General features: G+C 71.2%; 12 protein-coding genes. 9 read left to right on the top strand and 3 right to left on the bottom strand.

All coding sequences use genetic code 11. The annotated features are described in order from the left end of the window. From AAHM41_RS36200 to AAHM41_RS36180, 5 genes are all read left to right on the top strand, one after another. On the top strand, window positions 1-352 hold a 352-nt coding region (locus AAHM41_RS36200), incomplete at its 5' end, for a DUF2239 family protein (protein WP_342241489.1). Window positions 353-364: 12 nt separating this feature from the next. Beyond that, window positions 365-1,765: an MATE family efflux transporter gene (locus AAHM41_RS36195; RefSeq protein WP_342241488.1), complete on the top strand. Its 1,401-nt coding sequence runs from the start codon at window positions 365-367 to the stop codon at window positions 1,763-1,765. Between the two features lie 41 nt (window positions 1,766-1,806). Beyond that, window positions 1,807-2,556, top strand: a complete 750-nt coding sequence (gene cobS / locus AAHM41_RS36190) for an adenosylcobinamide-GDP ribazoletransferase (protein WP_342241487.1) — start codon at window positions 1,807-1,809, stop codon at window positions 2,554-2,556. After that, entirely contained in the window at window positions 2,553-3,182 is a 630-nt protein-coding gene (locus tag AAHM41_RS36185; RefSeq protein ID WP_342241486.1) for a histidine phosphatase family protein, read from the top strand. The genes cobS and AAHM41_RS36185 overlap by 4 nt, the downstream gene beginning before the upstream one ends. 53 nt (window positions 3,183-3,235) lie before the next feature. After that, window positions 3,236-3,931 carry a lipid-binding SYLF domain-containing protein gene (locus AAHM41_RS36180; RefSeq protein ID WP_342241485.1) on the top strand — a complete coding sequence of 232 codons (696 nt, stop codon included), beginning with the start codon at window positions 3,236-3,238 and terminating at the stop codon, window positions 3,929-3,931. A gap of 3 nt (window positions 3,932-3,934) precedes the next feature. Here the strand turns inward: AAHM41_RS36180 and AAHM41_RS36175 are convergent, their stop codons facing one another. Continuing rightward, on the bottom strand, window positions 3,935-4,591 hold the full coding sequence (locus tag AAHM41_RS36175) for a sulfite oxidase-like oxidoreductase (protein ID WP_342241484.1): 657 nt from the start codon (window positions 4,589-4,591) through the stop codon (window positions 3,935-3,937). A 148-nt stretch (window positions 4,592-4,739) separates the two neighbouring features. Here AAHM41_RS36175 and AAHM41_RS36170 point away from each other — a divergent pair, with 148 nt between their 5' ends. Then, entirely contained in the window at window positions 4,740-6,968 is a 2,229-nt protein-coding gene (locus AAHM41_RS36170; protein WP_342241483.1) for a mechanosensitive ion channel domain-containing protein, read from the top strand. Here AAHM41_RS36170 and AAHM41_RS36165 read toward each other — a convergent pair. Continuing rightward, window positions 6,941-7,093, bottom strand: a complete 153-nt coding sequence (locus AAHM41_RS36165) for a hypothetical protein (RefSeq protein ID WP_342241482.1) — start codon at window positions 7,091-7,093, stop codon at window positions 6,941-6,943. The genes AAHM41_RS36170 and AAHM41_RS36165 overlap by 28 nt on opposite strands. A 108-nt stretch (window positions 7,094-7,201) precedes the next feature. On the opposite strand from AAHM41_RS36165, the gene AAHM41_RS36160 reads away from it, so the two are divergent. From AAHM41_RS36160 to AAHM41_RS36150, 3 genes are all read left to right on the top strand, one after another. After that, complete coding sequence (locus AAHM41_RS36160; RefSeq protein WP_342241481.1) at window positions 7,202-7,603, top strand: Fur family transcriptional regulator; 402 nt, start codon at window positions 7,202-7,204, stop codon at window positions 7,601-7,603. Then, entirely contained in the window at window positions 7,581-7,826 is a 246-nt protein-coding gene (locus AAHM41_RS36155; RefSeq protein ID WP_342241480.1) for a hypothetical protein, read from the top strand. Before AAHM41_RS36160 ends, AAHM41_RS36155 begins: the two co-directional genes overlap by 23 nt. A 143-nt stretch (window positions 7,827-7,969) precedes the next feature. Then, window positions 7,970-9,538, top strand: a complete 1,569-nt coding sequence (locus AAHM41_RS36150) for an adenylate/guanylate cyclase domain-containing protein (RefSeq protein WP_342241479.1) — start codon at window positions 7,970-7,972, stop codon at window positions 9,536-9,538. Here the strand turns inward: AAHM41_RS36150 and AAHM41_RS36145 are convergent. Beyond that, window positions 9,528-10,208, bottom strand: coding sequence for an exopolysaccharide biosynthesis protein (locus AAHM41_RS36145; protein WP_342241478.1), 681 nt, complete (start codon window positions 10,206-10,208; stop codon window positions 9,528-9,530). The two genes, AAHM41_RS36150 and AAHM41_RS36145, sit on opposite strands and share 11 nt — an antisense overlap. Window positions 10,209-10,370: the final 162 nt, after the last annotated feature.

Raw genomic sequence — 10,370 nt, 5'->3', positions numbered from 1 at the left:
CCTCCCCCGCGGTTTTCTCCCCCCCCCGGGGCCCGCCCCCCCCGGGCCCCCCCCCGCCGGGGCCGGGCGGCCCCCCCCCCCCGGCGGCGCTTCGGTGACCTTGCGCCGCCTGGTCGAGGAGGCGCGGCGCGCCGGCGAAGGGCGGGACCGGCTGCGCCAGGCGCAGGAGGCGGCCTACCGCTTCATGGCGGCGATGGCGGGCGACCGGCCCGGCTTCGAGGAGGCGGCGCGCGCCCTGTTCGCGCCGGACCGCGACCGCTTCGCCGCCCTGACCGAGGCCTGGCCGGCCGACATCCGCGACCACGCCCGGCGCCTCGCCGCCGCCGCGTTCGACGCGCCGCAATCGGTCTGAAGGGGGACCGTCATGTCGAACGCGATCGAGCGCGGCGCGGCCGCCGCTCCGGCCGCCGCGCCCGGGGCGGCGCCCCCGGTCCTGTGGAAGGCGTTCCTGCTGTTCCTCGGGCCGATGATGCTCAGCAACGTGCTGCAGGGGCTGTCCGGGACGGTCAACAACATCTATCTCGGCCAGATGATCGGGGTCGGGGCGCTGGCCGCCGTGTCGGCGTTTTTCCCGATCCTGTTCTTCTTCATCTCCTTCATCATCGGCCTCGGCGCCGGCGCCTCGGTGCTGATCGGCCAGGCCTGGGGTGCCAAGGACCCGGAGAAGGTCAAGGCGGTGGCCGGCACCGCGCTGACGGTCACCATCCTGGCCGGGCTTTTGGTCGCCCTGTTCGGCGGCGCCTTCACCCGGCCGCTGCTGGCCGCGGTCGGCACCCCGGCCGATATCCTGGCCGATTCCACCGCCTATGCCCGGATCATGCTGATCGCCATGCCGGGGCTGTTCGTCTTCCTGCTGATGAGCTCGATGATGCGCGGCACCGGCGACACCATGACGCCGCTGCTGGCCCTGGCGCTGCAGACCGTGATCGGCCTGGTGCTGACCCCGGCCCTGATCCGCGGCTGGGCCGGGCTGCCGCAGCTCGGCGTCCTCAGCGGCGCCTATGCCGCGATCGTCTCCTTCCTCGCCGCCCTGGCCTGGCTGGCCGTCCATCTGCGCCGCCGCGGCCATGCCCTGGCGCCGGACGCCGTGCTGCTGCGCCATCTCTGGATCGACCCGCAGATCCTGCGGGCGGTGCTGCGCATCGGCCTGCCTTCGGGCGTGCAGCTGGTGCTGGTGTCGCTGGCCGAGGTCGCGGTGCTGTCCTTCGTCAACGGCTTCGGCTCCGACGCCACCGCCGCCTATGGCGCGGTCAACCAGGTGGTCAGCTACGTCCAGTTCCCGGCGATCTCGATCGCCATCACCGCCTCGATCTTCGGCGCCCAGGCGATCGGCGCGGGCCATGCCGACCGGCTCGGCGCCATCACCCGCACCGGCATCCTGCTCAACCTGGTCGTCACCGGCGGGCTGGTGGCGATCGCCTATCTGTTCTCGCGCACGCTGATGGGCCTGTTTCTGACCAGCCCGCCGGTGATCGAGCTGGCGCAGGACCTGCTGCACATCACGCTGTGGAGCTACATCGTCTTCGGCCTGGCCGGCGTGGTCGCCGCGGTGATGCGGGCCAGCGGCACGGTGCTGGCGCCGATGGCGATCTCGATCTTCGCCATCCTCGGCGTCGAGGTGCCGGTGGCCTGGCTGCTCAGCCGCGAGATCGGCATCGACGGCATCTGGATCGCCTATCCGGTCGCCTTCGCGGTGATGGCGCTGGGCCAGATCGCCTATTACCGGCTGGTGTGGCGGAAGCGGGCGATCCGGAAGCTGATCTGAGTGGCTTGCCGCCAAGGGCCGGACCGGCTAACCGGAGTTCCATGGACGACCTGCTGCGCGATCTGCGCGTCGCCGCCTGCTTCCTGACCCGGCTGCCGGTCCGCTGGCCGGCGGATGCGCCGGCCGATGCGCTGGCCCGGTCGATGCGGCTGTTCCCGCTGGCCGGGGCCGGCATCGGCCTCGCCGCCGGGCTGATCTGGGCGCTGGCGCTCTGGCTCGGCGCCCCGGCCTTGGTCGCGGCGCTGCTGGCGCTGGCGGCCCAGGTGCTCTTGACCGGGGCGCTGCACGAGGACGGGCTGGCCGATGTCGCCGATGGCTTCGGCGCCAGCCGCGATCGCGAGCGCACGCTGGAGATCATGCGCGACAGCCGCATCGGCAGCTACGGCACCCTGGCCCTGGTGCTGTCGGTCGGGCTGCGCGCCGCGGCCCTGGCGGCGACCTCTTCCCCCTGGGCCGGAGTCGCGGCCCTCGCCGCGGCCGGGGCGGTGTCGCGGGCCACGGCCCCGGCTTTGCTGGCCTGGCTGCCCCCGGCCCGGCCCGACGGGCTCGGCGCCGGCGCCGGCCGGCCGCCGCCGGAGGCCGTGTTCACCGCCCTCGGCCTCGCCTTCTGCTTCGCCCTGCTGCTGCTCGGGCTGCGGCACGGCCTGGCGGCGCTGGCCTTGGCGGCGCTGGCGGCCTGGGCGCTGGCCGGGCTGGCCAGGCGGCGCATCGGCGGCCAGACCGGCGACGTGCTCGGCGCCGCCCAGCAGCTGGTGGAGGTCGCGGTGCTGTGCGCCGCGGCGGCGGCATGAGCACGACCCGCTGGTGGTGGGTCCGCCACGCCCCGGTGGTCAATCCGGACAAGCTGCTCTACGGCCGGCTCGACCTCGCGGCCGACACCGGCGACGCGGCGGCCATCTCCGCCCTCGCCGCCCGGCTGCCGCGTGGCGCCGTCTGGTTGCAGACGCAGCTGCGGCGCACCGCCGAGACCGCGGCGGCGCTGCTGGCCGCGATGGACGAGGCGGCGGTGCCGGCGGTCGAGGCGGCGCTGGTCGAGCAGGATTTCGGCGCCTGGCAGGGCCGGCCGAGCCGCGAGGTTTATCGCGCGTTGCCGCGGCACGATCCGTTCTGGTCGCACCCCTCCGCTCATGCCGCGCCCGGCGGCGAAAGCTTCGAGGCGGTGCTGCACCGGGTGCAGCCCGCGATCCTGGCCCTGTCCGACGCCCATGCCGGCCGTGACATCATCGCCGTCGCCCATGCCGGAACCATCCGGGCCGCGGCGGCGCTGGCGCTGGACCTGGACGGCGAGCGGGCGCTGCGCCTCGCGGTCGACACGCTGTCGCTGACCCGGATCGACCACATCCGGTCGTCCTCCGGCGCCGAAAGCTGGCGAATCGTCGCCCTGAATCTGCCATTTGGAACCGAAAAGATGTATTGATTGTTCTGCGGTATGCCACGATTCTTCATGTGGAATCTGAGGAGAGCCCGATCATGATCGACCGCCGGATGTTCCTCCGCCTGACGGGGGTGTCGACCGTTGGGCTGGTGCTGCCGGGCATGCTCGCCGGCTGCGGCTCGGCCACCTCGACGCCGAGCGACGCGCAGCTGCTGGTCGACGAAAGCCGCGCCGCGCTGCAGGCGCTGCTGTCCGCGTCGGAGATGTCGGCGCTGCCGCGCTACATTCGCGGCGCCAAGGCGGTGCTGATCGCCCCGTCGCTGCTGCGCGGCGGCTTCATCTTCGGCGGCCGCGGCGGCAATGCGGTGATGATGGTGCGGCTGCCGGACGGCAACTGGAGCTACCCGGCCTTCTACGGCGTCGGTGGCGGCACCTTCGGGCTGCAGATCGGCGGCCAGGTCTCGCAGCTGGTGCTGACGATCATGACCGACAAGGGTCTGCGGGCGGTGGAGCAGAGCAGCTTCACCGTCGGTGCCGACCTGTCGGGGTCGCTGTTCACCCTCGGCGCCGGCGTCGGCGCCTCGACCGGGCTGAACACCAACGCCGACATGTACGCCTTCTCCCAGAACAAGGGGCTGTTCGCGGGCGGTACGCTGGACGGCACGGTGATCAGCGAGGACCAGGGCAAGAACGACGCCTATTACGGCTTCGGCACCCCGGCCCGGGTGATCTTCCAGGGGCAGAGGAGCAACCCCGGCGCGGAGCCGCTGCGCACCCTGCTGCCACGGTAAGGCTCAGCCATAGCGCTGCTCCTGCCAGGGGTCGCCCTCGTTGTGGTAGCCGCGCTCCTCCCAGAAGCCCGGGCGGTCGGCGGCGACGAACTCGATCCGCTTCACCCATTTGGCGCTCTTCCAGAAGTACCAGCGGGGCATGATCACGCGCAGCGGCCCGCCATGCTCGACCGGGATCGGCTCGCCATCGTGATGCGTGGCCAGCAGCACGTCCTCTTCGGCGAAGGCGTCGAGGGCGACGTTGGTGGTGTAGGTGTCGTAGCTGTGGAACACGACGTGCCTGGCCTCCGGCTTCGGCCGCACCAGCGACAGCAGGTGCCCGGCCGAGACGCCGCGCCAGCGGTTGTCGAAGCGCGACCAGGACGTGACGCAATGGATGTCCGACACGTCCTCGAATTCCGGCTGGGCCAGTATGTCGGCCCAACGCCACACCGTCGGGGCCTCGACCAGCCCGTCGATGGTCAGCCGCCATTTGTCGAGCGGGATCTCCGGCTGCACGCCGAGATCGAGCACCGGCCAGGTCTCGACCAGGCGCTGGCCCGGCGGCAGCCGGTCCCGCTCCGGATCGGAGGTCGCGCCGGTCAGCAGCCGGCCCTCGCGCGCCCAGCGCCGCTTGCTCTCGACCAGCTTCGGCCGGACCGAGCCGAGATCATCCGCCATCTTCGCCTTCCCTTCGTGAGGACGTTCCAAAGATGGCCTCGACGGGCGGGTTGATCCAGAGGGCCGGGAGGGGAAGGATAGGGCCGGCCTCGACACGCCGCCGGGACGCCGATCCGGAACACCGCCCGTCCACAGCCCGACCGAGCCGATGATCCGCCTGCTCCGCCCGCTGCTTCTTCTCCTTCTGCTCGCGCCCGGCCTCGCCGCCGGCCAGGTGCCGGGGACGTCGACCCCGCCGGCCGCGTCCGACCAGCCGGCCGATCCCGAGCGGGTCAAGGCGCTGATCGCCACGCTGCAGGACGACAAGGCGCGGGCCGATCTGGTGGCCCGGCTGCAGCTGCTGCTGCAGACCCAGGCGCAGCAGGAGGACCGCAGCGCGCTGGAGACGGTCGGCAGCCAGGCCCTGGTCGTGGTCTCGGACAAGGTGCGCGACGTCACCGGCGCGGTCGCCGAGATCGGCGCCACCCTGGCGCGGCTGCCGGAGCTGGCGACCTGGAGCCGGGACCAGCTGTCCGACCCGGCCGCCCGGTCGCGCTGGGGCGTGGTGTTCCTCAACGTGGTCGGCGTCGTCCTCGCCGGCATCGCCGCCGGCTGGCTGATGCGGCTGGTGCTGCGCCGGCCCTTCACGGCGCTGAACGGCAAGGCCCCGGCCACGCTCTGGGGCAAGATCCCGCTGCTGCTGGCCCAGGCGGTGCTGGACTTCCTGCCGCTGATCGCCTTCGTGCTCGGCGCCTATGCCATGGCGGTGGTGCTGGACCCGCCCTGGTTCGTCCGCACCATCGTGCTGGCGCTGGTCAACGCCGCAATCATCAGCGGCGTGGCGCTGATGCTGATCCGCCTGGTACTGACGCCGGAGTACCCGCATCTGCGGCTGCTGCGCATCGGCGACGAGACCGCCGGCTACCTCTATGTCTGGGCCAAGCGGCTGATCTACCTGCTGGTGTTCGGCTATCTCGCGGTCTCCACCGCCATCGTGCTCGGGCTGCCCTCCGGCAGCCTGACCGCGCTGAAATACCTGATCGGCCTGGCCGTCGCGGCGATGATGGTGGTGCTGATCCTGCAGAACCGGCAGCCGGTCGCCGACTGGCTGCGGGGCCGTCGGCGCCACGCGGCGGAGGGCGACGAGGCCGGCGTGACCCGAGCGGTCGGCTCCGCCCGGCGTCGTCTGGCCGATGTCTGGCACCTCGTCGCCATCGCCTATGTCGTCGTCACCTTCGCGATCTGGGCGCTCGGCATCAATGGCGGCTTCGTCTTCGTCCTCCGGGCCACGGTGCAGACCGTGCTGGTCCTGGTGCTGGCGCGGCTGGTCTCCGCCTACGGGCCGCGGCTGATCCACCGCGCCTTCTCGATCGGGCCGGAGCTGAAGGCCCGCTTCCCCGGGCTGGAGCACCGCGCCAACCGCTATTTGCCGGTGCTCGACACCGGGCTGAAGGTGGTCGTCCTCCTGGTCAGCGTCCTGGTGCTGCTCGAGGTCTGGCAGCTCGGCGGCATCGCCTGGATGGAGACCGAGACCGGCCGTGCCGTGCTGGCCAGCAGCGGCGCCATCCTGCTGGTGGTGGTGACGGCGCTGGTGGCGTGGGAGGCGGTCAGCCAGCTGATCGAGTATCACCTGAACCGGCACGACGCCTCGGGCAACCTGGTGCAGCGCAGCGCCCGCGCCCGCACCCTGCTGCCGCTGCTGCGCAACGCCTTCCTGGTGCTGCTGATCACGGTGGTGACGCTGATGGTGCTGTCCGAGGTCGGGCTGAACATCGCGCCGCTGCTGGCCGGCGCCGGCGTGGTCGGCCTCGCCATCGGCTTCGGCGCCCAGACCCTGGTCAAGGACGTCATCACCGGCGTCTTCATCCTGTTCGAGGACACGCTGGCGGTCGGCGACGTGGTCCAGATCGGCTCGGACAGCGGCGTGGTCGAAAGCATCACCATCCGCACCATCCGGCTGCGCGACGAGACCGGGGCGGTGCACACGCTGCCGTTCAGCTCGGTCACCTCCATCATCAACATGACGAAAGACTTCTCCTTCGCCGTGTTCAATGTCGGCATCGGCTACGACCAGGATGTCGACCGCGTGATCGAGGTGCTGCGCGACCTCGGCCGCGAGATGCAGCTCGACCCCGCCTGGGCGCCGGCGATCCTGGCGCCGATCGAGATCATCGGCCTCGACAAGTTCGGCGACAGCGCCGTGACCATCAAGGCGCGGATCAAGACGCCGCCGGCCAAGCAATGGGGCGTGATGCGGGAGTTCAACCGCCGGATGAAGCGGCGGTTCGACGAGCTCGGCATCGACATCCCGTTCCCGCACCGGATGGTGCTGACCCGCAATCTCGACCGGCCGGAAGGCGCCGCCGCCGCTCAGGGGGCATCGTCGTCAGGATCGTAGTGGGAATCGTGTTCCTTGCGGGCCAGATGCATCAGTCCGAGGTTCAGGGCGACGATGCCGATCACGGCGATGCCCAGCGCGATCCAGCCGTGGATGCTCATCTCCAGCCTGAAGAGGTCGCCCATGGCCGTCCTCCCGGTGCCCTGCGGCGCATTTTCGGATGCCAAGCGCCGCTGCGATCTGTAATCTCTCTAAATCCGCCAATGGTTCCGCGGCTAAAGAGGGTTTGAGCCATGACGCTCGAGGAGAGGTGTGTCTCCGCCGGCCTGAAGATGACCGATCAGCGTCGTGTCATTCTGCAGGTGCTGACCGAGTCTCTCGACCATCCGTCGGTCGAGACCGTCTATCACCGGGCTCGCGAGATCGATCCGTCGATCAGCATCGCGACCGTATACCGCACCCTGCATCTGCTCGACGAGCTGAACCTGGTGCAGCGGCACGACTTCAATGAGAACTACTCCCGCTTCGAGGTCAATCTCGAGCATCACCACCATCTGATCGATCTTGAAACCGGTGAGGTCATCGAGTTCAAGGACCAGGAGCTGGAGGCGCTGAAGGAAAAGATCGCCAAGCGGCTCGGCTTCGAACTCGTCGATCACAGGCTTGAACTCTATGGCCGGAAAAAGAAGTCCTGAGGGCTGCGGCTTCGGCGAGCAGCCCTTCGCCGAGGGCTCGGCGGACTGCCGCTGCCAGCAGGCGGTGACCCGTGCCTACAGCGAGCTGGTGGCCCGTGGTGCACCGCGTTCGGTGGCCATGGAAGCGGCGATCCGCGTCTTCGTCTACCATCACCCCGAGGTCCCGGCCTTCCGCGCCCATGACACGGTGGAGACCTGGGTCTATACCGGTCCGCTGAACTGAGTGACCTTGACGCCGCTGGCGTCCGGGGGGCCCGGGCCGGGGCGTGGCTGCAGAGGCTGCGGCTGCCGAGCGGGCTGGTTCTCCTCACCTTTCTCGCGACCCATCTGATCAACCACGCGGCCGGGCTGATATCGCTGGACGCGATGGAGCGCGGCCTCGGGCTGTTCATCCTGGTGTGGGAGAGGCAGCCGGGCCTGGCGGTGCTCGCGGCCGCCTTCCTGGTCCACATCGCCAATGCGCTGGTGTCGATCTGGCAGCGCCACAGCTTCCGGTTGAAGCCCTGGCAGGCGGTGCAGCTCGGGCTCGGCCTCGCCGTGCCCCTGCTGCTGGCGGCGCATGTCTTCGGCACCGTCGTGGCCTTCGAGAAGTTCGGCGTCGGCACGCCCTACCGCTATGTGCTGTCGGCCATGTGGGGCGGGGCCGGCCTGGTCGCGCTGCAGCAGGCGGTGGTGGTGCTGGTCGCCTGGGGCCATGGCTGCATCGGTGTGCACTACTGGCTGCGGCTCAGGTCCTGGTACCCGAAGGCGGTGCCCTATCTCTACGCCGCCGCCCTGCTGGTCCCGGCCCTCGGCCTCGCCGGCTTCGTCTCGGCCGGGCTGCAGGTCCGGGCGCTGGCGGCGCAGCCGGGCTGGCTCGAGGATCTGCACCGCTCGATCAAGCTGACGCCGGAGGCGCAGGCCTTCGCCGCCCAAGGCGCGTTGTGGACCCGGATCACGATCCTGGCGTTCATCCTGGCCGCCTTCGCCGGGCCGGTGCTGCGTGCCGTCCGGGCCCGCCGCGGCGGGCCCAAGCTGTACTATCGCGACACCCGGGTGCTCGACATCATCCCCGGCGCCACCGCGCTCGAGATCATCCGCGCCGCCGACATCCCGCAAGCCATGATCTGCGGCGGCCGCGGCCGCTGCTCGACCTGCCGGGTCCGGGTCGGGCTGGGGGCTGAGCACCTGCCGCCGCCGGCGGCCGACGAGGCCCGCGTGCTGCAGCGCATCGGCGCGCCCGAAGGGGTGCGGCTGGCCTGCCAGATCCGGCCGGTCGAGGACCTCGAGGTGACGCCGCTGCTGCCGCCGACGGCGACCGCGCGCGACGGCTTCCAGGGCCCCGGCCATCGCCACGGGCAGGAGCGCGAGATCGCGGTGCTGTTCGCCGATCTGCGCGGCTTCACCCGGCTGTCGGAGCACCGGCTGCCGTATGACGTGGTGTTCCTGCTGAACCGCTATTTCGCGGCCATGGGCCAGGCGATCGAGGCGGCCGGGGGGCAGGTCGACAAGTTCATCGGTGACGGGGTGATGGCGCTGTTCGGGGTCGAGGCCGGGCGCGATGCCGGCGGCCGCCAGGCACTCGACGCCGCCCGGCGGATGGCGGAGCGGCTGGCCGAGCTGAACGAGGCCCTGGCCTCGGACCTGAAGGAGCCGCTGCGCATGGGCATCGGCCTGCATGCCGGCCCGGCCATCGTCGGCGAGATGGGCTATGGCGGCGTCAAGGGCCTGACCGCGGTCGGCGACACGGTCAACATCGCCAGCCGGCTGGAAGGGCTGTGCAAGGAGTATGTGGCGGAGCTGGTGGTCTCGCAGGACCTGCTCGACCATGCCGGCGCCGACCTGTCGGCCTTCCGCGCCGAGCAGGTGGCGATCCGCGGCCGCGGCACCGAGCTGTCGATCCGCGTCGTCGCCCGGATCGCCGACCTGGCGGAGGCGACTGCCGTCAGATCGTGACGCCGAGCAGCGTCTCCAGGAAGGCGCGCAGGGCGGCCCAGAGGGCGGCGGAGACGGCGGCGAGGATCGCCAGCGCCCCGGCGCTGACGGCCCAGCCGACCGAGACGGCGATGCCGTCGCGCTCGACCAGGCCGATGGCGAAGGCCGAGATCGCCAGCGCCGGGACCATGTTGCCGAGCGGGATCGGCATGAACAGGATGATGGCCAGCAGCAGGCAGGCGGCACCGATGAAGCGGTCCGGCACCGGGCCGATCAGGATCGACAGGCGCGGCCGCAGCAGCCGCTCGGCCTTGGCCAGCCACGGCACCATGCGCTCGACCAGCCGGGCGAAATCGGCCCGCGCCACCGACCGCTGGGTGATCAGCCGCGGCAGCCACAGCACCGGGCGCCCGATCATCAGCTGGAAGGTGATGAACAGCAGCGGCGCGCCGAGGACCGAGGAGGTGCCGGGCGGCGTCGGCACGATGTTGGGCACGGCGAAGACCAGCATCAACGCGCCGAAGGCCCGGTCGCCGAAGGCGGTCAGGATGTCGGCGATGGCGATGCGCTCGGGCCCCTCGGCGGCCAGATCCTGCAGCACCTCCGAGAAGCGCCATCGGCGCTTCGGCCCGGCGGGCGGGCCCGCGCCGGGGTCTTGGTGCTGGATCTCGGTCTGGCGGGCGTCAGGCAAGCGGGCTGGTCCGGCATGATGGGTCCAGCCCCTGGTGTTACCGAGTCCGCCGTGACAGACGCAAGCGCGCGGTTGTCTCAGGGCGATCCCAGCGCAGGCAGAGAAAGCAAAAGCGCGTTGCCTCTCCCGCCCAGCGAGACCTTTTCAGAATGTCCTTTGGGT

The organism is Inquilinus sp. OTU3971, assembly GCF_038440215.1.
This window is presented reverse-complemented; position numbering and strand designations above follow the sequence as displayed.